This window comes from Edaphobacter sp., assembly GCF_028283685.1.
Classification (GTDB): Bacteria; Acidobacteriota; Terriglobia; order Terriglobales; family Acidobacteriaceae; genus Edaphobacter.
Genome location: NZ_JAPWKF010000006.1, coordinates 119,925 through 143,011 on the forward strand (window position 1 = coordinate 119,925; position 23,087 = coordinate 143,011).

Here is a 23,087-nt window from a genome sequence, read left to right on the forward strand (position 1 = left end):
TCACCCCACATCGAACGCACGGCAACCTTGTTCGCGAAGCATGGTCACGTCCCAGGGAATCCACCTCATCATCATTTGTTCACTTGACATGACAGGTCAGGATTTCTTACAACGATGCGCCGCGAAAAAACCTCGTTAGCGGTAACGGGACAGAAAAAAAACAACCGAGGTATTTGCAACACCCTTTGGAGCCGAGAATGATTACTAGACGATTCGCCAGCCTCGCGCTGTTCGCATGCGCGTGCGTTCTGTTCTTCGCTGCCGTCGGAGCGCAGGCACAGGACACCTCATCTCTCACCGGTACAGTCGCAGATTCATCGGGCGCAGTCGTGCCCAAAGCCAACATCACACTCAGCAACAACGCCACCCGTTCGGAACTGCATGCCACCTCCGACAACGGCGGCAACTTCAACATCACCAACCTCCCCACCGGCAGCTACAACATGCACGTCGAGGCGCAGGGCTTCCAGACCACCACCCTCAACGATGTCCGCGTCGATCCCAACATCGGACGCCGCATCGACATCACCATGAAGGTCGGTCAGTCCACCGAGTCCATCACCGTCGAAGCCAACGTCAACACCGTGCAGACCGAAAGCGGTACCGTCGGCCAGCTCATCACACAGGAGCAGGTCAAGAACATCCAGCTCAACGGACGCAACCCGATGTACCTCTCGCAGCTCGAGCCCGGCGTCGTTCGCAGCAACTCGATGGCCGCCTTCTCCTTCGGTCTCGATAACGGCATCAACGTCAATGGCGCCCGCGCGCAGGAGAGCCTTCTCACCTTCGACGGTGTCCCCATGGTGCGCACGCGCTCCAACGGCACCAGCGTCGGCGTCGCCGACGTCGATTCCACCTCGCAGGTTCAGGTGCTCACCACCAGCTACCCCGCCGAGTACGGCCGTACCTCCGGCGGTCAGATCCGCATGGTCCCCAAGAGCGGTACCAGCGAATTCCACGGCAGCGCCTTCGAATACTTCCGCAACACCGCACTCAATGCCAACACCTGGCAGCGCAACTTCACCCACCTTCCACGTCAGGCCTTCCGCTTCAACCAGTACGGTTGGAACCTCAACGGCCCCGTCTTCTTCCCCGGCTTCAATAAGAACCACGACAAGCTCTTCTTCCTCGTCGGCGAGGAGTGGATCAAGTACAACCACGACGACCTCGCGCTTCAGAAGTCGCCCACAGCCCTGATGCGTCAGGGCAACTTCAGCGAGCTGCTCGGCCCCAATATCTTCTACGGCGCGCCGGTGCAGCTGGTGAACCCCAGCACCGGCCAACCCTATCCGAACAACGTCATTCCTGCTTCGCAGCTCAGCCCGAACGGTGTCGGCCTGCTCAACGCCTATCCGCTGCCCAATACCTCGGCTCCTACCTACAACTGGCAGGACTCCGCACTCTATACCGAATATCAGCGCAAAGACTCGGTCGTCGTCGACTTCGTTCCGGTAGAGAAGCATCACTTCCGCTTCAGCCTGCTGAACTACAACTACAACGACTACGAGCCGCACTTCGGCAACTTCAACACCAACCCGCGCATCTTCAACCGCCCCAACCAGATCGGCGTGCTGCACTGGACCTGGACCCTCAGCCCCACCTGGGTGAACGATGCCTATGCCTCCGGAGCGGCCGATCACGTCGACATCAACATCGATACGTCCTCGGGGCTCTATGACCGCACCAAGTACGGCATCAACTATCCCTACCTCTATCCCGACGGCAAGGTGATCCCCAACAAGATCCCCACCATCCAGCTGCAGAACTTCGGCACGCTCGATGGCGGACCCTACCCGTCGCGCTCCGGCGGCATCGTGTACGACTTCGGCGATACCGTCACCAAGGTCTGGGGCAGGCACACGCTTCGCTTCGGCGGCCTCTGGGAGTACGCCGGAGAAAACAACTACGACCAGATCAGCGTCGACAACACCCGCCCTGGAACCACCAACAACCAGAACGGCCTCTTCGTCTTCACCGATGCACGCGGCGGCAGTTCCAGTTCCCCCGTACCCACATCGAACTCTGCCGTCGCCAACGTGGCGCTCGGTCTCTTCGATACCTACGGCGAGATCGGAACCCGCTCCTACACCCTCTTCCGCGGCAACATGTTCGAGGGCTTCCTGCAGGACCAGTGGCGCGCCACCTCGAAGCTCGTCATCGAAGCCGGCGTCCGCTACTCCGTCATGGAGAACTACCACGCCCTCTGGGGTAACCAGGCCTTCTTCAATCCCAGCGTCTGGAATCCCGCGCTCGCGCCCACCGTCAACACCACGACCGGCTTCATCACCGGTGGCGATGCCTATAACGGTGTCGTCATCCCCGGCAGCGGCTTCCCCAGCTCTGCGCAGGGTCACGTGCCGGCCGCCATCCTCAACGGGCAGTATCAGCGCCTGTTCCGTGGCTTCAACGCCAACTACTCGCCCACCGTCTACTCCAACATCCAGCCCCGCTTCGGCTTTGCCTACCAGATCTCCCCCGGCACCGTGCTTCGCGCCGGCGGCGGACGCTACATCCAGCGCCTCGGGATCAGCGATACCGTACACGTAGGCGGCAACGCTCCCTTCCAGCCCAACGCCACCGTCACACGCGGCGCCGTCGACAACCCCGGCGGCATCGGCGTCAACCAGGCTCCGCTGGCCTTCTACTCCCACGCCTACCAGTACCCCAACCCCGAGGCCTGGGGATGGAACGTCACCGCAGAGCATGAGTTCCCCAACGTCGCCGTCTTCACCCTCTCCTACGTCGGCCGTCGCGGCTATCACCTCGAGCAGCTCGTCAACCGCAACCAGCTCACCCCCGGAACCGTTCAGGGCAACCCCGGCATCAACCCCGATGCCCTGCGTCCCTATCGCGGCTTCTCCATCATCAACGAGGCCCGCAACGACGGCAGCGCCACCTATCACTCGCTGCAGGCCAACCTCAAGCGCCGCCTCACCAAGGGCTTCCTCTTCGGTGTCGCCTACACCTGGTCCAAGAGCCTCGACTTCGGCTCCGCAACCGGCACCAGCCAGCCCAACGCCTACAACTACGCCAACTTCTACGGACCCAGCGACTTCGACACCCGCCATGTGCTGGTGATGAACTACGTCTGGAATCTCAAGTACGGCAACAGCATCAGCAACGTCGCCGGTCGTACCCTGCTCGGCGACTGGCAGTTCTCAGGCACCATCCAGGCTCAGTCAGGACGCCCCCAGACCGTCTCGCAGAACAACGATCGTGCCGGTGTCGGCCCCGGTTCAGGCAACCAGCTCTGGGTCGTCAACCGCGCACCGCGGCTGCCCCATCAGTTCGCTGCTGCCGGAACCACCAAGCAGTGGTTCGAAGGTGCCGGTGCAGGCGTCTGGGCAACAGCACCGCTCGGAACGTTTGCTCCGCGCGGCATGCGTGGCCTCATCTACGGCCCGGGCTTCAACAGCTTCTCCGCCGCGCTGCAGAAGGAGTTCCACATCATCCCCAGCCACGAAAACCACATGCTCGTCTTCAGGGCCGAGGGCTTCAACTATCTCAACCATCCCAACCTCGATAACCCCGACATGAGCCCGACCAGCAGCCACCTTCGGTCGCGTCACCACCAAGGGACAGACCTACGCCTCGGAGCGCCAGTTCCAGTTCAGCCTCCGCTACGCCTTCTAACGACGTTTCATCCCTTTGCAGTAGCCCGGTCGAAACTGGCCGGGCATTTTTTTGCTCCGCTACGCGCACCATCCGCGCATGTACGGTCAGTGCAGGCCCGGCGTCATCGCTATCAGTCGTCGCATGGCCATCGCCTTCGTCTTGCAGAAAAAGACAAAGGCGCGGACCACAAAACAGCCCGCGCCTCGCCCATCCTGTTTGCTCCTGTCTCTGTTACGGATTACTCGGCGTCTGCGGCGTCCCTGCCGTCGGCACCAGGGGAGCCAGCAGGAAGTTCACCCCGATCACCGTGCCGTTGCCCAGCACGCGGCTATAGCCCTTCTTCGACGTGTACAGCCCGTTATAGCCCGAGATCGTATCGTGGTACACCTTCAGCGGGAACCCGAGATTCTGCAGCGCGGCCAGCGCGTAGATCTCCGGATTCTCATTGCCCAGCCGCCTGCCGTAGCGCTCCACCTTCAGCGCCAGCAGACCCGCAAAGTCCGGCGCCGACGCACTCGTTCCGATCACGCCATACAGGCCGCCATCGATCGCCACCACCACCGCGCTGTCGCTCGCCGGGCACGGCTCCACCGCTCCCACCGGGCAGCCGCCCATGTGACCCGCCACATCCGGCACCGTGCGATACTTCGACCCCGTATTCACCAGCGCCTGGAACAGCGGCTTCTTGTAATAGATACTGTCGCCGCCGCCCGAGCCCCAGATATTCCCCGTCGCCGGCGTGCCGTAAAAAATATCGCCCAGCAGAGGATCGCCATACGCCGACTCGCCAACATACTTCGAGTCCAGCGTCGTCGCACTCAGCGTCGTCTCCAGGTTCGTTCCGCCCACGCCCGTCACATGCGGGCTCGACGCCGGAGTCTCCGCCGAAGGCTGCATGCTGCCGCACGCCGCCGTCGCATCCGTGTCGAAGCACCCCAGCGGAGGCGCAGGCAGCGCGCCCTGGTCACCCGACGACGCCACAAACGTGATCCCCTGCGCATTGCCCTGCTTGAAGAGGTCATCGTAGATGCCCAGCATCTCCGTGAAGTCCTCGCCATCGTTGTACTCCGGCGTGTAGAACAGCTCCGCGCCGCCAAACGACATATTCACCACATCGGCCTTGTTGTCGTCCAGAATCTTCATCAGCCCATCGATGATGTTGTCGTCCGAAAGGTCCGGCAGGTTGTACAGCACGATCTTCGCATTCGGCGCCATGCCGCCCGTCTGCTGCATGTCCAGGTGCGTCTCCGTCGAGCCGTCTGGATCGTACGGCGCGCCGCCGTTGATGCTCACCGTGCTCATCTTCGGCACCGCCAGCTTCTCATGCGTGAAGTAGGCCGTCATATCCGCCGCGTTGAAGTCGTTCGACATCAGCACGCCGATCGTCACCCCCTTGCCCGTGTACACCTTGTAGCTCGGATACGCATACGCCTGCTTCAGATCGGTAAACCAGTACGGCCCCGCAGTCGAGTAGCGATTCACCGGCGTCGCCAGCCTGCGCGAGTGCGCCCTCATGCGGATGAAGCCCGAAAGCCCGCCCACCACCGCCTTGTTCGTCACCAGCACGCCCGGCATCGAGATCGGCGTCGCCGCCGCAATCGTCTTGCGCCCGTTGCGGAACGTGCCCACCTTCAGCTGCGTCGCAAACACCTGCTCCACCGCGCTCGCATTGCCCGTCACATGGATCCGCTGCGACGAAGCCATCTCCGTCGTCAGCCCATACGCCTCCAGCTGCTTGCGCACCGCCGCCACACTCGCATCCGTCGGCGCAAACCTCGCCTTGAACTCCTCCGGCTTAAGCCACTTGTGATAACTCGCCGAAGTGGAGTCGTTCAACCCATCGACCAGCGTACCCAGCGCGGCACGATCCTGCAGTGGAAGAAACACATCGAACGAAACCGTCTGCGTCGAAGCGACACGCTGCGTAAGCGTCGCCTTCTCCGCGGCATAACTGTTAGGGGTGGGCAGCATCGCGGCAAACAACAACGCCGCAAAGACGAGGAGTGGTCTCTTCGCAAAAGACATGAAAGCCTCCAGGGGCTGTAGTCAAAATCAAATTTTGGTAGGAAAAGGGCCCGCGTGCACCCGGAGATGGGTGAAGAAACGATCCCCCCTCTCCGGTAAAAACACAAGACGCATTCGCATGCGATCTGTCTTTCTATGGGAGAAGAAGTGTGTCTGTCGAGCGTGCTGCTACCGTGCGGTTACGCGCTCTCGCGGCGCGCTGCGCAATACCACAAGCTGGTCCAGAATACGTGCTGCCATCGCCGCCTTCGTGCCTGCGGGAAGTTCCATCTCATGCTCGGGCGTCAACAGCGTGCCCGCATTGCGATCTGCGTCAAAGCCCGTCTCCGTACCGGCGACATCGTTCACCACCAGCGCATCCACGCCCTTGCGCTTCAGCTTCTCGCGGCCGTTCGCCAGCACGTTCTCCGTCTCCGCCGCAAAGCCGATCACCATCGTTCCCGGCGCGCGCTCCGCGACGATCTCCTTCAGGATGTCCGTCGTCGGCTCCAGCTGCAGCGTGCGTGCTCCGTTGCGCTTGATCTTCTGCGGCGCCACCTCGGCTACGTGATAGTCGCTCACCGCCGCGGCCATAATCACCATCGTCGCCGACGGCAGCTTCGCCAGCACCGCCTCGCGCATCTCCGCCGCCGTGGTCACGCCCACAAACTCGCACGCCGCAGGACGCGGCAAAGCGCTCGGCGCACTCACCAGCACCACCTTCGCCCCGCGCCGCGACGCCTCCTCGGCCAGCGCATAGCCCATCTTGCCGCTCGAACGGTTGCCGATAAAACGCACCGGGTCGATCGGCTCACGCGTGCCGCCTGCCGTAATCAAAACCGTCTCGCCCGCAAGATCGTTCGTGGCCGTCGCCGTCCCCGCAGCGTTCGAGAGCGCCTCCGCCACCGCGGCCACAATCTCCGCCTCCTCGGCCAGCCGCCCGCCGCCCACCATGCCGCACGCCAGGTAGCCCGCGCCCGGCTCCACCACATGCACGCCCCGAGCCTTCAGCGTCGCCAGGTTGAACTGCACCGCCGGATGCTGCCACATCGCCACGTTCATCGCCGGGGCCATAATCACCGGCGCCGTCGTCGCCAGGTACATCGTCGTCAAAAAATCATCGGCGATCCCATTCGCAAACTTCGCCAGGATATCCGCCGTCGCCGGAACCACAATCAGGGCTGCCGTCGTCTGCGCCTCGTTGATGTGCTCGATGCCCGACATCTCACCGCCCGAAGCCCCGGCGTCTTCACTCCACAGAGAGCTGATCACCTTGTGTCCCGTAATCGCGGCAAAGGTCAGCGGACGCACAAACTCCTCCGCCGCCCGCGTCATCACCACATGCGGATCGAAACCGGCCTCCTGGAGCTGACGCACCACCTCCACCGCCTTGTAGGCGGCGATGCCTCCGGTAACGGCGACGGTGACCTTAACGCGCTCCATGCCCGTTCTCCCCATCTATATATACCCCTTTTTTACCGGCCTGCATCTATACCCCTTTTTCACCGGCCCGCATCGCCGCATTCCGGCTGTCAACCCCGCATCCCGCGCAAACCGCTAAAAACACGTCGGATACAAGTTGCCGATTCCAACCCTCCACCCTGCTACCCTTAAATCAGCCCACTGAAGACGCAGCCCATCCAAGCCGTCCTCCACAGCTAACTCATTCCTTTTCAAGATTTTGACCACTAAATTCTTTATTTTCAAGAATTTGCAGGAAACGAGCAAATATAAGCTCATAAGAATCAATAATTTACCCCAAACTACCGGGGGGAGGGGGGTGCCTCAGAACAGCGGCTTCCGAGCCTTAACCGCCAGCGGTGTATTCAGGAACGCCACCAGCGGTGCCGCCGCCTCAAACCGCTTCACAATCTCCTTCACCAGCCCCGGCGTCGTAGCCACCTCCACCGGCAGCTTCGCAGAAAACCCCCACTGCCGATTCAAAATCAGGTCCGCCGCCGGTGAATCAGGCAGAAAACCCTTCGGCGCCCGCGTCAGCTTGTTGCCGTCGAACTCGCTCATCAGCGACTTCAGCTTCTTCGCCGTCATCAGCGCCCGCATCTGCTCATGGTTGGCCTCGATGTGCCGCCGGATCGCCAGCAGCTGCTCCCGCTCCGGCATATAAACACCGGCCGCGACGATCACCTCGTCCCCCGCGACGTGAAAATAGAACCCGCCGCCCGACGTCTTCTCCAGACCCGACCGCGCCCACCACGCCCCCTGGTGTGTCTTGTAAGGCCGCTTGTCCGACGAGAAGCGAACATCACGATAGATACGAAACGTAGCCTTCTGCGGCGGCTGCACATTCTCCGGAGCAAAACGCAGCATCTCCTCGTTGATCGCCGCAACCACCGTCTGCGTCGCCAGCTTCACCTCGCGTTCGTAGATCGCCTTGCGCGCGTTGAACCACTCACGGTCGTTGTTACGCTTCAGGCCGCGAAAAAACTTCAGCGCCTCGGGAGAATAATGCGGTGCAGCAATTGCCATGATCGTTATCGTAAACCTGTCTGCTGACAGATATTGTCAGCAGGCAGAGTATGCTGATGCCACCGCTGTTCCAGCCCCATCGCTGCTCCGAGGAGAACCACGCATGTTGAGCTTCCTCCGTTCATGTTTTGCAGTCGTGTGCATCGCCATCACCCTCACCTCTTCGCTCGCCGCCTGCACCCGCGCCGTCTACCTTGGCTCCAACGACACCGTCATCACCGCCCGCTCCATGGACTGGAAGTCCGACGTAGGCACCAACCTCTGGATTCTTCCCCGCGGCATCGACCGCACCGGCGAGGCCGGCCCGCAATCCATCAAGTGGACCGCAAAGTATGGCAGCGTTATCGCCAGCGGCTACGACGTCTCCACCACCGACGGCATGAACGAGAAGGGTCTCGACGCCAACCTGCTCTGGCTCGTCGAGTCTGACTATCCCGACCCGCACAAGGCAGCCAAACCTCCGCTGGCCATCTCCCTCTGGGCGCAGTACGTGCTCGACAACTTCGCCACCGTCGCCGAAGCCGTCACCGCGCTCGAAGCCGAGCCCTTCACCGTCGTCACCGCCAGCGTCCCCGGCGAGCAGCGCCTCGCCACCCTGCATCTCTCCATGTCCGACGCCACCGGCGACAGCGCCATCGTCGAGTACGTCCACGGCAAGCAGGTCATCCACCACAGCCGCGACTACCAGGTCATGACCAACTCACCCATCTTCGAGCAGCAGCTAGCGCTCGAACAGTACTGGCGCCAGATCGGCGGCACCATCTTCCTCCCCGGCACCAACCGCGCCTCCGACCGCTTCGCCCGCGCCATGTTCTACATCAACGCCCTCCCCAAAGACGAGACGCCCGACATCGCCCTCGCCAGCGTCTTCGGCGTCATCCGCAACGTCTCCGTGCCCTACGGCATCAACACCCCCGAGGAGCCCAACATCTCCTCCACGCGCTGGCGCACCGTCGCCGACCACAAGCGCCTGCTCTACTTCTTCGAGTCAGCGCTCACACCCAACACCTTCTGGGTCGACCTCAAGCAGGTCGATTTTTCGCCCTCCGGCAAGGTCATGAAGCTCGATCTCGGCCCACAGCAGAAAAACACCTTCTCCGGCAACGTCGTGAAGGACTTCAAGCCCGCACCGCCGTTCAAATTCCTCGGCCTCTAACTGGATAACCGTCAGGGGGCAGTTCAATCGCCCGCGATGGGTGCGCGCTGCACCGGCTGCTTCGCGGTCATCGTTTACCGATGCTGGTAACGATGACCGCATCGCCGTGAACGCCATGCAGCTGCTTTCCTACGCTGTTGTTCCGCAGAGCATCGACGCGACGAGCCAACGTGTTATCGCGCTGCAACGATGGTCGATACCGTCACCATCTCGCCCGGCTGCACCGTAACGCTGCCGTCAGCAGGCGCTGCGTAGACACCATTCTCGTCATAAGGGCTGGTGCGCTCGACTTCTGCCCAGGTTGCGCCGGTCCAGCCCAGCGCAACCTGCTTCTGCATCGTGCCTCGATTCAGCACGACGATCGTCTTCTCGCCCTTACTGCCGCTGTAGGCCGTCACCATCAGGTCCTTGTCGCTGCTTGTAACATCCACACGCGTCATGCCTTCAAGAACATGCCGGCTGAAGGCGCCCATCACGCGTAGCTGGTAGCTCGAGGGCACCGGCATGTAACCACGCGACTTATCCGGAACCAGCAGCGAGCGCGAGGCTCCAATCGTCGGCTGCTCCACATCCAGAATCAGCCAGCAGTACATCAGCGCCACTGCATTCAACTCCGTCAGGTGCTTGTGATAAAGCTGCCCCACCTGGAAGGCCAGGCGATACGACGGCTCCTGGTAGTGCCCGTCGTTGACGCAGATCTCTGTTGCGAGATACGGCTTGTCACCCATCGCCTCTCGCATCTCCTTCAGCCGCGCATCGTACATATCAGGATTCGCCGCGTACTCCTGCCAGTCGTACACATGGCTGGCGATGTAGCCGGTGTCCTTCCACGCCGTTGCATCTTCTTTCAGCTCACGGGCGCGGCTTGACCCCATCCACAGATAAGGAGCATCGGCCATGTGAATCTGCGTGTCCCTGAAGCCTGCCTTGTCCAGCGCGGCACGCAGCACCTTCGTCATCGCGGCAAAGACCTCCGGCGCCTGCTCGACCTCATTCTGGACGCCGACGATCATCGGCGGACGTCCCGTCTTTGCCTGCGCCTCTTTGCAGTACGCCACCACAATCGCGGCATACTTCTCCGGATCGGCGGCCTTGCGCACCACCTTGTTCCACGCGTCGATCACGTGTGCATTGCCTTTGTAATCGACGTTGGCCCACGCAGGCAGCGCCCACATCTCGTAGATCACGTGGCCGCCCAGCTCCAGCGCCTTCTTCGAGTAGTCAAAGTCGCTGACTTCGCTGTTGGGAAAGTTGTCGCCGTAGTAGTGCGGCGTCGCATCCTTCAACGATTCGAAGTTGCTCAGATCCTGCTTCAGCTCCGTACCCATCGGATACTCGCGATCCAGCAGCAGGTTGTAGCGCTTCATGTAGTGCCAGTACTCCGCTTTCGCCGCGTCGTTCATGCGCGCATACGTTGGAATGCTCGGGCTTCCGCCGAAGCCGAGCATCGTCTGCTCTTTCTTCGCTGGCTCGACCGTCACCTTTGCCGCCATCGTCGCAGGCTTCAGCAGCGCCCCCTTCAGCTCAAGGTGAAGCGCCCGCGGCGCGGCCATCACCAGCTGGTGCCGCGAGAGATCGAAGATCATTGCCTCGTCGATCAGTTTCTCGCCGTTCAGCCATACCTCTACGCCGAGATGCGCATTCGCCACCACCTTCATCGTGCGCGGTGTGCCGACGAACTGCCGTTCCACCTCTTTGACCGTCTTGTCAGGATAGGTGCCGCCGCTCAGGCCCTCCGAGTCGTAGTAGCGCTCGATCAGCCGCAGCTTGCTTCCCGTAAGCTCGACCGTCACACCGGCGTGCGGCCCGGTAAAGATCCAGCGCAACGTCGCCAGCCGCGGGACCGTCTCATCGAGCATCAGTGTGCGTTCAAACAGCGCAGGCAGCGGGTCGTCGAAGTAACGCCGCGCAATCTCATCGGGCCGCGACCACCCGGCTCCCGTCGGTCCGTCGCTGACAAAGTCAAAGCTCTGCCACGCGTTGCCGCTGCTGCTCGCATCCGGTAGTGAGACGGCCTGCTGGGCAATCGTAAGGGTGGCAGGCAAAAGAAGGCAGACAAGGGCAAGCTGTCGCAGCAAACGATCCTCCAGGGGTGAGGCACAGTAAAACAGGTTGGATTTCAGCACGATCATCTTATGGAGGAAGACGGACAATCGCCAATGGCGAACGAACTTTCTCTTTGCCGATCCTGCGTCGATGCCCTAGATTGCTGCTATGCCCTTGAATGATCGTCGCTCCTTTCTCAAGATGGGTGCGCTTGCCAGCGCCTTCTCCGTCAACAGCCTCTTTCGTCAGGCCCATGCCGCCGAGATCGAATCCGCCTCCGCCGCTGTCAACCATCTCGGCGCTGCAGCCGCGGCGCAGAACGAGGACTTCTGGGGCGTCATTCAGCGCGGCTATTCGGTCAATACGCAGATCATCAATCTCAACAACGGCGGTGTCTCGCCGGCGCCCATCGTGGTGCAGCAGGCAGTCGAGCGCTTCAACCAGATGACCAACGAGGGGCCGTCGTACTTCATGTGGCAGATCCTCGACCAGGGCCGCGAGCCTCTGCGAAAGAAGCTGGCCGGACTTGCAGGTACGTCGCCGGAAGAGATCGCCATCGACCGCAACGCCACCGAAGCGCTCAACACCATCATCTATGGGCTCCCGCTCAAGGCCGGGGACGAGGTCGTTGGCTCCATGCAGGACTACCCCAACATGATGAATGCCTACCGGCAGCGCGCCGCGCGCGACGGCATCGTCTACAAGCAGATCAGCTTCGACTTTCCCATCGAGGATAAGGCGAAGATCGTCAAGGCGTACGAAGAGATGATCACGCCGCGCACCAGGCTCATCCACGTCACCCACATGGTCAACTGGGTGGGTCAGCTGATGCCGGTGCGCGAGATCGCCGACATGGCGCACGCGAAGGGTATCGAGGTCATCGTCGACGGCGCACACTCCTTCGGTCTCATCGATTTCAAGATCCCCGACCTCAACTGCGACTACTTCGGCACCAGCCTGCACAAGTTCCTCTCCGCGCCCATCGGCTCCGGCATGATGTGGGTCAAGCGCGACAAGATCGAAAAACTCTGGCCGCTCACCTGCTACGGCGATCCGCACAGCCCCGACATCCGCAAGTTCGAGGCGCTCGGCACGCGCAGCTTTCCCATCGAGCAGGGCATCGGTGAAGCCATCAACTTTCACGAGGCCATCGGCTCGCGCCGCAAGCAGGAGCGCATCTTCTACCTGAAGAATTACTGGGCGACGCGCGTCCAGGAGATTCCTGGCGTCAAGCTGCACACCTCGCTCGACCCGCGCTTCTCCTGCGCCATCTGCGGCGTCAGCATCGATGGCGTTGCGCCGCACGACCTGATGAACGCGCTCTTCGACCGGTACAAGATCCACACCGTCTCCATCGACTACGAGAAGATCCACTGCATCCGCGTCACGCCGCACGTCTACACCACCATCGCCGATCTCGATACGTTCATCGGCGCCATGGGCGAGATTGCGAAGAAGAAGGGGTAAGCCGCCCGGCGCCTCTCATTTCGCAGCCGCTTCCGTCCTGCCCGTGGCTGCGAAATAATGGAGAGATGCACAAAGGCCCTTTGCAACAACCGGCTGTGGGAATCGACTTCGGGACCACCAATAGCTCCGTCGCCATCGTGACCGGCGACGCGACGGTGGAACTGGCGTCGTTTCCCACCCGCACCGGCAGCACCGCTTCCTCGCGCTCGGTTCTCTACCTCGAGCAGGTGAAGAAGGCTGGCGGCGCAAAGCAGATTCTCTCCCGCACCGGCCCGGCGGCCATCCAGGGCTACCTCGATGCAGAAGATAAGGGCCGCCTCATCCAGTCGCTCAAGTCGTACCTGCCGAGCCGCACGCTCACCGGCACCGAGGTCTTCGGTCGTCGCTACACACTCGAAGAGCTGATCTCGCGCATGCTCGGCGACCTGCGCGCCCGCGCTGAGCAGCAGTTCGGTTCGCCCATTCGCCACGCCACCGTCGGCCGCCCCGTGCGCTTCGTGGGCGCCGAGAACGAAGACGACGATGCCTACGCCGTCACGCGTCTGCGCGAAGCCTTCATGCAGGCAGGCTTCGAACACGTCGACTTCGAGATGGAACCTATCGGCGCGGCCTACTCTTACGAATCCGCGCTCGACCACGACGAACTGATCCTCATCGGCGACTTCGGCGGCGGCACCAGCGACTTCTCATTGCTCAACGTCGGCCCCGGCGTTCGCAAACGTGGCCGCACCTCGCAGGATCTGCTCGGCAACAGCGGTGTCGGCCTCGCCGGAGATGCCTTCGACGCTCGCATCGTCCGCAAGCTGGTCTCGCCCGCGCTGGGCTCGGAGTCCTATGCGCGCTCGCTCAACAAGACACTGCCCGCCGTACCCGCATGGATCTACGCGAATCTCGAACGCTGGCACTACCTCTCGTTTCTGCGCACGCGCAACGTGCATGAGATCCTGCGCAGCGCAAAGATGCGCGCCCTGGAGCCGGAAAAGATCGAGGCGCTCATCGCGCTTATTGAAGAAGACCTCGGCTACCAGCTCCACCAGGCGGTGCAGCGCGTGAAGTTCGAGCTGTCGCAGGCCGATGAGGCCCAGTTCCACTTCCGCGACGGCAGCCTCGACCTGCGCATCGCCGTCACGCGCAGCGAATTCGAATCGTGGATTGCAGAAGAGCTGGCTTCGATTGAGCAGTGCGTCGATTCGCTGCTCGCGTCGACAGGCGTCGCTGCTCGCGACGTCAATCGTGTCTTTCTTACCGGCGGTACTTCGCTCGTCCCCGCCGTGCGGCGCATCTTCACCAGCCGCTTCGGCGACAGCCGCATCCAGACCGGCAACGAGTTTACCTCGGTCGCGCGCGGCCTCGCGCTGCGGGCGCAGGAATCCCTCATCATCACCGCCTGAAGGCAACGCAAAAAAATGGGTGGCAGGACACGATGTCCTGCCACCCAAAAGAGCGGTTCGTTTCTGTGATTGGTTAGAAGGTGAGCTTCAGTCCGGCCTGCATGACGCGGGGCGCGATCGGTCCGATCGCCGTGATGCGTCCGTAGGTTCCGCTCGACGGATTGCTGTCCGGCAGGCCGAAGTTGGTGTGGTTGAAGGCATTGAACAGCTCCCAGCGGAACTGCACGTGGTAACGGTCCATCGCGGTCCAGTTCTTCATCAATGCAGCGTCGCTGTAGTTGATGCCGGGGCCCTTCAGGAAGTTACGACCCGTGTTGCCGAAGGTTCCGGGTGCGTTCTGCTGGAAGGCGGCAGTGGTGAAGTACTGATTGATCCACTGCTGCTTTGCTGCCCTGGTGCGTCTGCACGACGGCGCCGGGAACGAAGTCGGCGCGATCGGAGTTGATGAGCGAACCGGAGTTGTTGTTGCCGTTGCCTCCGCTGATGCCGAAGGAACGACCGGATTGCAGGGTGTAGATCGCCGAGATCTCCCACTCGCCCAGCACGCCGCGTATCAGGCCATTATGTCCACGCAGGCTTGGCGTGGTGTAGACGGCGTTGGTTACGGAGACAAAGGGATAGTTGAGGTCGGAGATGCCGCGGTTGTAGCGGATATCGTACGGGTTGGCGACGCTGCTGGTAAACGAAGCGTTGCCGGTGGAGGCGACGTCGATGTTCTTCGACCAGGTAAAGCTCGACTGCGCCTGGAAGTTATGCGAGAAGCGCTTCTCGAACTGTGCCTGCAGCGAGTTGTAGCTCGCCGTGCCGTTGGAGTTGATGGTGAGGATCTGGCCGTAGTTGGTCAGCGCGCGAACACCGCGGACAGCGGCTGCCGTCTGACCAGGGTTGGCGTCGATGATGAGCGTCTGGTGATACGACTGGCTGCCGACGTAGGCCAGGTGCATCACGAGGTCGTTGGAGAACTGTTGCTCGACCGAGACGTTCCAGCTCTGCGTCATGCCCAGCTTGAAGCCGGGACGGAAGGCGGCAGGCACGGTGGTCTGCGCGGGGAAGACCGCACTCGACGAGGGGGTGACGTTGTCGTAGGCGAAGGGCGGAAACGGGCTGACGCCTCCGGTGGAGGCGAAGTTGGCCCACGGGTTGGAGAAGTCGACCGGATTGGCGGCGGTAGCGTTCAGCGTGTACGTGGGGCTGAAGGGGCTGACGTCGGCGACGTGGTTGTAGGCCGAGTAGGGCAGCGGCGCGGTGAAGAGACCGAAGCCTGCGCGGAACGCAGTGCGCGGGCTCATCTGGTATGCGACGGCGATGCGCGGCTCAAAGTAGCCGTAGGTGTTGGTCGCCAGGCTGTTGGGCACGCCCTTGTCGCCGGGGAAGACGAGACCGTTCGGCGCGTTGGGGAACTTGGTGCTCTGCTGGCCCGGATTGTAGACCGCGCCGCGTCCATACTGCGAGGCAGGTGCGAGGTTGGGGTCCCAGCGCATGCCGAGCGTGAGGGTCAGGTTCGGCCGCACGCGGAACTGGTCCTGCCCGAAGATGCCGAGCAGGTTGCCGGAGACATCGGCAATCTCGCCTGCGCCCTGCGTGTAGGTGCCAACGCGGCCGAGAAGGAAGTCAGCTAGACCGGATCCGGTTGAATAGCCGGTGAAGTTGACGATGGGGTTGGCCGGGTAGAAAGTCTGCTCTCGCGCGCGCTGGTGCCAGAGATCGACACCGGCCGAAATGGTGTGATTGCCGATGGTCTTCGTCATCGAATCCGAGAAGCCCCACGAGCGGCGCATCTCGCTGGTGAGTTCCGAGTACGGTGTGCTGAAGCCGCCGTTGGCCTGTAGGCCTTCGGAGTAGCAGACACCAGCAGGCTCGCTGACGTTGATGTACTTCGACAGGCAGAAGGCGTTGCCGGCGTTATCAAACTGCGTGCCGCCGTTGTAAACGTGCATCTGGTTCCAGAACAGCGAGAGCGCATTGACCAGGCTGGGCGAGATCGTCCAGGTATGGTTCACCACCTCGTTGAAGAACTTGCCCTGCTTGCCGGGGTTGATCGCAAGAATGTTGCCCGGCGTCGAGGACTCGGCGCGGTTGTAGTACTGGTTGTACGTACGCACCGTGATGCGATGCTTATCGTTGGGAGAATAGTCGAGGCGACCCGTACCCTCGTCGTACTTCTCAACCGAAGCCGGCAGCGTGTAATAGGTCAATCCGCTTGCAGCGTCCTGACCCTGCGGCAGTGCGGTGGTCGCAATCTTGACCGCCGCGGGATTGAAGAGTGCCGGGTTGATGCGGTTGTTGACGAAGCCGCCGGTGAGTGCCGTGGGATACGCCGAGAAGTCGCCGTTCAGCATCGCTGCCGTGGGCGTGTTGGTGCTGTTCGCCGTAGCCGTGGTCGACTGGCGCGTGCCCTGGTAGTTGCCGAAGAAGAAGAGCTTGTCGCGCTTGATCGGACCGCCGATAAAGCCGCCGAACTGGTTTCTCTTCAGCGGATCGACCTGCTTGGAAAAGTAGTTGGCCGAGTTCAGCGCGCTGTTGCGCAGAAACTCGAACGCGCCGCCATGAAAGGCATTCGTGCCGGCCTTGGTGTCGATGCTGACCACCGCACCGGGCGAGAAGCCATAGTGCGCGTCGAAGTTGTTGGAGATGACGCGGAACTCGCCCGTGGCGTCGGCATTCGGCGAAGGCGCCGCCAGCGACATATACGTGTCCATGTTGGGCACGCCGTCCAGCAGGTAGAGCGTTGAGCCCTGCCGTCCGCCACCTGCGGAGGCACCGGACTCATTCGGAAAGGTCGTCTCGCCCTGCAGCGTACCCGCGCCGGTGTTGAGCACGTTGATGACGCCCGGGGACAGCAGCACGAGGCTCGAGGGATCGCGGCCGTTCAGCGGAAGCTCGCGAATGGCGTGCTCGCCTACGGTGTTCGAAACCTCGGCGTTGGTGGTGTTGATCAGCGCGGCACCGGCCTCGACGTTGATCGTCTCCGTCTCGCTGCCGACCTGCAGCGCGATGTCGAGCGTCGCCTGCTGGCTGACCGTCAACAACACGCCGGTCTGCTGAAACTTCTGGAAGCCCTTCACCTCTGTTGTGATCGTGTAGTGACCGGGAGGGACAGTGGGGAATCGATACAGGCCCGACGTGTTTGTCACGGCATTGAGCGCAAGGTTGGTATCGACGTTGGTTGCGGTGACGTGTGCGGAAGGAACGATGGCGCCGGAGGTATCGGTTACGGTGCCGCTCAGGACAGCACTTCCACCCTGAGCAAAGGCACTCGCCGTAAACGTAAACAACGCGAGTACGCAAAAGAAAAGAGAGGGGAGTCGTTGCATTCTCATTAAAGCTAGGGCCTCAAATCACAAAAAATAGTGAAGCCTTCGACCGCGTGCCTGTGGCACATCTTTTACGAAGGACAACGCTTTCAAACACAGGAACCGGAGTCTTCAGATAAATAAAACGCGCACCAGCATAGTGGAGTTGCTGAAAGACTGTCCACTGGCCGCGAGTATGTAACTGAAACTGTGTCGAATAGAGGCTTAATCAGGATGAAATTGTTGGGTGAAGAGCCAGCTACCTGCGGGTGCGTGTTGAGGGACGCCGTTGCGTTTCGACGCTCTTGGGCGCGGAGAAGGCGCGCCACTTCACCGGCGACGCCAGGATCAGCGAGGTGCTGGTCGCAACATACGGCAGCATGGAGTCGATGACGGTCTCCAGGTGCTGAGTATCGCGCACGGCGACGCGAAGGATGTACGACTCCGCACCGGTCACGCGATGGCACTCCAGCACCTCGGGAATGCGTGCCACCTGCTGCGCGAACCTGGTCAACCGCTCTCCCGCGACGGTGACGCGGATGATCGCGCCCATCGTGTACCCCAGCGCCGAGGGATTGATGTGCGCGTGATATCCCGTAATCACGCCCGCCTCTTCCAGTCTCTTCACGCGCTCAATCGTCGAAGGCGTCGTCAGTCCCACCTGACGGCCGATCTCCGCGAAGCTCATGCGAGCGTTCGCCTGCAGCAGGTCGAGAATCCTGTAATCGATGGCGTCGGGAGTCATGGCGTCTCCAGCCTGCATGAAGAAATATTGCCAGGCTCCTTTCATCATAAGGAGAGATTGCGCCAGCTCAAAATGATGTAAGGCAGATGGCTATAAAAACCATATCTCGCTTCTTCATGGTTTTGGCCACTTTCTCTACGCTTTAAGTATGCTGGCAGCCCAAACCATTCCGCCCTTTGTGATTCCCCCCATGGCAACGCGCCAGAGCGGACAGCTTGAGGCGCTGAGCAGGCTGGTGGGCCACACGCCGCTGCTTGAGATCGCGCTGACCATCGACGGTGAACCGCGCCGCGTCTTCACCAAGTGCGAATGGAAGAACCTGACCGGCAGCATCAAGGACCGCATGGCGCTGCACATCCTGCGCGAAGCCTACGCCAGCGGCGCGCTAAGGCCCGGCGATTGTATTGTCGAGGCTACCAGCGGCAACACCGGCATCTCCTTCTCCGCCATGGGCCGCGCCCTCGGCCACAAGGTCGTCATCTTCATGCCCGACTGGATGAGCCAGGAGCGCATCCGCCTGATGCGCAGTTACGGCGCCGACGTGCGGCTGGTCTCGAAGGCGGAGGGCGGCTTTCTTGGCTCCATCGCCATGGCCGAGGCCACGGCAGCAAGTTCGCCGAACATCTTTCTGCCGCGCCAGTTTTCCAACCTGGCTAACGTCGAGGCGCATCGCTGCGGCACCGCGCTGGAACTCTGCCAGCAGCTTGCGACGCTCGATCTGCGCCCCGATGCCTTCGTTGCCGGCGTCGGCACCGGTGGCACCGTCATGGGCGTCGGCAGCTATCTGCGCGAGCATGTTCCGCATGCCACCGTGCATCCCATCGAGCCCGCGGAATCGCCGACGCTCTCTACCGGAACCAAGGTCGGCCATCATCGCATCCAGGGCATCTCCGACGAGTTCATTCCGCAGATCGTGCAGCTCGATCGCCTCGACCGCACACTTGCCGTCAGCGATGGCGATGCCATTCGCATGGCGCAGCGGCTGTGCAACGAGCTGGGACTCGGCGTCGGCATCTCCTCCGGCGCAAACCTGATCGGTGCCGTCGAGGTGGCCCTCGCGATGGGCCCCGATGCTGTCGTCGCCACCGTCTTCGCCGACGACAACAAGAAGTACCTCAGCACCGACCTCACCGCCGAAGAGCCCATACGCGAGGCGCACCTCACCCAGCGCATTCAGCTGCTCGGCATGCGCGTCATCTAAGTCGTTGGTTGAGAGAAGTGAATCAAGCAGCCGCGCTGATCTCAGCGCGGCTGCTTTTCTTTAAGCCAGCGTGATCTCGAGCGACGTAACACTCGCTGGTGGAAAGGTGTGCATCAGCTTACCGCCTGCAGGCGTCAGTCCACTTACCGCCGACGGCTTCACCACGTCAGGATTAGCGAAGTCGTTATGCGCATGCACGTCTTTCTCCGCCAGTACCGTTCCCTTCGCGGCCGTTACGCTCGCACCACGCACGGCGATCTCGGTCGTCATCGCATCCGTCAGGTGTGGATTGACTACGGTCAGCGTCAGCGTCTTACCCTTGATCGAAGCCGAGCCGCTCAGCCCTGCGAGCGTCTTGATTGGCGGCAGCTGGCCGATATAGCTCGCACCACCCACCTGCGCTGGCGTCGTGCCCAGCGGATTCGGAATCGCAGGCGCCGTGAAGGCCGCGCGCACGGACTGTGCCCCGCGATGCGGCAGGTACATCTTGAAGACGTGGTACGTCGGCGTCACGCAGAACTTGTCGCCCTGCGCCAGCATCAGCGAATGAATGCAGTTGATCGACTGCGCCACCGCGGCCGCTCCCACCTTGTCGGCGTGGCGCTGGAAGATATCGAGCGTGATGCCGGTCAGAAGGGCATCGCGCATCGTCGACTGCTGCGACAGGTTGTACTCCGGCGCAAGCTCCGTTCCCTTGCCGTACCACGCGCCCCACTCGTCGACCACAAGCTTCACCGAGGGCTGTCCCTTCGACATCATGCTCGGCGCGGCATTGGTCATTGCCGTCCAGTGATCCGTGATCACCTTGTCCATCAGGCCGCCGCGCGTCAGCAGATCGTAGTAATCCTCGTCGTTGAACTTCAGCGCATCGCCATCGGCAAACTTCTTTGCGCTGCCCGACGTGTAGTAATGAATCGACAATCCCCAAAGGTTGCGTCCCTCGGGATTGCCGTACAGTGCCTTGAACAGCCGCGTCGTCCAGTCGATATCATCGCCGTTCGGCCCCACGGCGACAAAGCGCAGCTTCTCCTTGTCGTAGCTCGGCGTCCACGCGGTATAGCGACGGAACTCGGCTGCGTATTCCTCCGGCGTCATGTTGCCGCCGCATCCCCAGCTCTCATTTCCCACGCCCCACAGGTCGACGTTGAACGGCTCCTTGTCGCCGTTGGTGGCACGCTGCGTCGCCAGCGCATTCGGCATCGCAGGCGCAGCCGAGTGTGACGGAATGTCGCCCGATGGCGCATTGCAGTATTCGATCTCTTCGTAGAAATCGCGCGCCGGCTCGGTGCGCAGGTTGGCCGCAAGATATGGCTTCGCGCCGATCGCCTTGCAGGTGTGCATGAACTCATGCAGGCCATACTGGTTCGAATCCTGCTGATGCCAGAACGCCGCACGCGCCGGACGCTTCGCCCGTGGACCAATGCCGTCGTGCCAGTCGTAGGAGTCGGCAAAGCAGCCGCCCGGCCAGCGCAGCACCGGAGCCTGCACCTCGCGCATCATGTCGATAAACGATTTGCGAACGCCGTTCACATTGGCGATCTTCGATCCTTCGCCCACCCAAACGCCGTCATAGATCACGCCGCCCAGATGCTCGATAAAGTGGCCATAGATCTCGTCGGAGATTGTAGCGATTGGTTCCGACGGCATGATGTCGATGTACGCATCGGCCTGCTTCGACTGTGCGATGGAAGTAGAGCCATTCAAGGCGACGGCAGCGGCAGCAAGAGAGGAAGACTTCAGAAACGAGCGGCGAGACGAGCTATTTTTTGACACGAAGAAAAACCCCCACGGATGGAAGTCACTATAAATGGAGGCGCATACGGCCAGCCAGTACCGCGCAAGGCACGAGCCGGCCGCACCCCCTTCGATTGCCACCCTAGGTAAACATGAACTCCGCCGTCATCTTGCACGAAGCCGAGGGCGTCAGTCGGCACCAGTGCGCGCTGAAGCCCTCGGGGAAGATCACCGGGTGATACTCGCCGCCGCTCAGCTTCACCGTCTCGTACTTCACCCAGGTGCCGTTGCCCAGAAAGTCGATCTCGATCTCCACCGATGCAGCTTTCTCCGCGACCAGGTGCAGCATCTTCTTGTCGAAGCCGGTGAACAGGAACGGATCGGAGGGCTTGCCCGCCGTCACCATATCGTTGCGCCACGGCCCGCCCCAACCCTGCGGTTTGCCCCAGCTCCACAGGTCGTCGGTCTTGCCGAACCAGATGCCGCTCTGCGGCTGGCCGACGACGGCGTTGTTATCTTCGTTTGGAGTCGTCTCATTACCGCCCGCGGCAAACAACCCACGGAAGCTGCAGTAGTCGGGAATCATGCGCAGGTGCTGGCAGATCGGCTTCACGCCCCAGATGTGATCCTCAAATGCCAGCGGCTGCAGCTCGTAGAACATCGCGTGGATGTCCATCAGGTAGTGCTCGGTCTCTACTTCGCGGATGCGCATCCACTCTGTCTGCCATGCCTGCTCGAACGCATGCGAGGCCTTGGGCAGACGATAGTTCTGCCACTGTCCCTTCACCAGCGCGTGAAAGAGCACCGAACGCTCATCCCATCCCGTCGCAAACATCACGTTGCCCATGTTCTGCCGCGCCGCCACATCCATATGCGGCTTGTCGGAGATGCGCGTCCACGTCTTGCCGTCCGTACTCGAATAGTCCACCCTGATGCTCGCCATACTGGAAGAATCCGTTGTTGGTGACCACGACACGGCCCTGCGCGGTATATCCGCCTTTGAAGTGCGGCTGCAGGTTGATGTTCATGTCCTTGCGAAGATCGTTCAGCACCCTGCACTTCAGCGTGGCGATATCCATCTCGATGAAGTGGCCCTCCATCGACTGGAAGTAGACGCGGTTCTCCGGGTCGGTCAGGTGCGGCATCGTCGAGGTCAGCCGATAGGTGACCAGGTCCTCTATGCGCCGCCACTTGCCGTTCGCGTCGATGATGTACGGCCCGATGATGCACTGGTTCGACGCATGATGAATGAAACGATTGGCATACACGCCGTTCGGCACATCCAGCAGCGTCGGTTTCAGCGTGTCGTCGATGCGGTACAGGCCGACGCCCGTGCCCGAGTGCTTCTGCCCCGAAGAGTTATACGTCACCGCGTACAGCCCATCCGCCCATGGCATCAGGGCGCCTACGCCGCACTCCGTACGGGTCGGATCGGTGTCGCTCTTCAGGCCGACGTTGGGAATGCCCGGCAGAAAACTCTGCGCGGCAGCATAGCCGGTAGAGCCAAGGATGGAGGCGAGAACGGAGCGGCGCGAGACGGAGCGAAGGAGGGTCATAAGTGTGCAGTCGAGCCTTTCATCTGATGTTAAGCGGTTAACTTATCGACTGCGGAACTGTAAGGGCTGGAGGGGGCGGATGGCAAGAGAAAAGTTTAAGCTGCGAAGCCAGCGATTTAAATTTGAGCTTCAGCAGATTCCTTCCTTGCCATTCAGCGGCAAAGGAATCTGCTGTCGTACTTCTCAGGAACGAGAGGCGGCGTCATCCGGCCTGTTCGAACTGGCTGGGTTATCGCAGATGCTGCAGCTCTCCCGGTGTTCATTCAAGGTCTTCAGAGCGTCACGTCTTCGGCCTCTCGCGGCAATACCTCCGACGCTGTCGCGCTCAGCCTCTGCAATGGAGACCTCTAGTCCCGCAGCTTTTAATTCTTCCGACAGCGTCAGTCCTGTAG

General features: G+C 61.7%; 13 protein-coding genes and 1 pseudogene. 5 read left to right on the plus strand and 9 right to left on the minus strand.

The window, feature by feature from the left end; translation table 11 throughout:
- Window positions 1–197: 197 nt before the first annotated feature.
- Window positions 198–854: pseudogene (locus PW789_RS09110) on the plus strand (carboxypeptidase-like regulatory domain-containing protein); the annotation flags it as partial.
- 2,992 nt (window positions 855–3,846) lie between these two features.
- Here PW789_RS09110 and PW789_RS09115 read toward each other — a convergent pair.
- The 3 genes from PW789_RS09115 to PW789_RS09125 form a co-directional block, all read right to left on the minus strand.
- Window positions 3,847–5,640, minus strand: coding sequence for a S53 family peptidase (locus PW789_RS09115; protein ID WP_299374699.1), 1,794 nt, complete (start codon window positions 5,638–5,640; stop codon window positions 3,847–3,849).
- A gap of 168 nt (window positions 5,641–5,808) precedes the next feature.
- A complete protein-coding gene (gene coaBC / locus PW789_RS09120; RefSeq protein ID WP_299374702.1) occupies window positions 5,809–7,062 on the minus strand; it encodes a bifunctional phosphopantothenoylcysteine decarboxylase/phosphopantothenate--cysteine ligase CoaBC in 1,254 nt (417 codons plus the stop codon).
- A 342-nt stretch (window positions 7,063–7,404) separates the two neighbouring features.
- The gene (locus PW789_RS09125; protein ID WP_299374705.1) at window positions 7,405–8,106 is read right to left on the minus strand and encodes a DUF2461 domain-containing protein; all 702 of its coding nucleotides are present in this window, start codon (window positions 8,104–8,106) and stop codon (window positions 7,405–7,407) included.
- A 103-nt stretch (window positions 8,107–8,209) separates the two neighbouring features.
- Between PW789_RS09125 and PW789_RS09130 the strand changes: the two genes are divergently transcribed.
- Window positions 8,210–9,262 (plus strand): linear amide C-N hydrolase, encoded by a 1,053-nt coding sequence (locus PW789_RS09130; protein ID WP_299374708.1) that lies wholly within the window; start codon window positions 8,210–8,212, stop codon window positions 9,260–9,262.
- A gap of 173 nt (window positions 9,263–9,435) precedes the next feature.
- Here PW789_RS09130 and PW789_RS09135 read toward each other — a convergent pair whose 3' ends face one another.
- The gene (locus PW789_RS09135) at window positions 9,436–11,388 is read right to left on the minus strand and encodes a glycoside hydrolase family 30 beta sandwich domain-containing protein (RefSeq protein ID WP_299374711.1); all 1,953 of its coding nucleotides are present in this window, start codon (window positions 11,386–11,388) and stop codon (window positions 9,436–9,438) included.
- Between the two features lie 88 nt (window positions 11,389–11,476).
- Here PW789_RS09135 and PW789_RS09140 point away from each other — a divergent pair, with 88 nt between their 5' ends.
- Together PW789_RS09140 and PW789_RS09145 are read left to right on the plus strand one after the other, a co-directional pair.
- A complete protein-coding gene (locus PW789_RS09140) occupies window positions 11,477–12,775 on the plus strand; it encodes an aminotransferase class V-fold PLP-dependent enzyme (protein WP_299374714.1) in 1,299 nt (432 codons plus the stop codon).
- 65 nt (window positions 12,776–12,840) lie between these two features.
- A complete protein-coding gene (locus tag PW789_RS09145) occupies window positions 12,841–14,166 on the plus strand; it encodes an Hsp70 family protein (protein WP_299374716.1) in 1,326 nt (441 codons plus the stop codon).
- Between the two features lie 73 nt (window positions 14,167–14,239).
- Here the strand turns inward: PW789_RS09145 and PW789_RS09150 are convergent, their stop codons facing one another.
- The 3 genes from PW789_RS09150 to PW789_RS09160 form a co-directional block, all read right to left on the minus strand.
- Window positions 14,240–14,425 carry a hypothetical protein gene (locus tag PW789_RS09150; protein WP_299374720.1) on the minus strand — a complete coding sequence of 62 codons (186 nt, stop codon included), beginning with the start codon at window positions 14,423–14,425 and terminating at the stop codon, window positions 14,240–14,242.
- A gap of 43 nt (window positions 14,426–14,468) precedes the next feature.
- Complete coding sequence (locus PW789_RS09155; protein ID WP_299374723.1) at window positions 14,469–17,480, minus strand: TonB-dependent receptor; 3,012 nt, start codon at window positions 17,478–17,480, stop codon at window positions 14,469–14,471.
- A 238-nt stretch (window positions 17,481–17,718) separates the two neighbouring features.
- Entirely contained in the window at window positions 17,719–18,252 is a 534-nt protein-coding gene (locus PW789_RS09160; RefSeq protein WP_299374726.1) for an Lrp/AsnC family transcriptional regulator, read from the minus strand.
- A 142-nt stretch (window positions 18,253–18,394) separates the two neighbouring features.
- Between PW789_RS09160 and PW789_RS09165 the strand changes: the two genes are divergently transcribed.
- The gene (locus PW789_RS09165; RefSeq protein WP_299374728.1) at window positions 18,395–19,405 is read left to right on the plus strand and encodes a PLP-dependent cysteine synthase family protein; all 1,011 of its coding nucleotides are present in this window, start codon (window positions 18,395–18,397) and stop codon (window positions 19,403–19,405) included.
- A 60-nt stretch (window positions 19,406–19,465) separates the two neighbouring features.
- Here the strand turns inward: PW789_RS09165 and PW789_RS09170 are convergent, their stop codons facing one another.
- Window positions 19,466–21,178, minus strand: coding sequence for an alpha-L-arabinofuranosidase C-terminal domain-containing protein (locus PW789_RS09170; protein ID WP_299374731.1), 1,713 nt, complete (start codon window positions 21,176–21,178; stop codon window positions 19,466–19,468).
- 103 nt (window positions 21,179–21,281) lie between these two features.
- A complete protein-coding gene (locus tag PW789_RS09175; protein ID WP_299374734.1) occupies window positions 21,282–22,082 on the minus strand; it encodes a hypothetical protein in 801 nt (266 codons plus the stop codon).
- Window positions 22,083–23,087 lie beyond the last annotated feature (1,005 nt).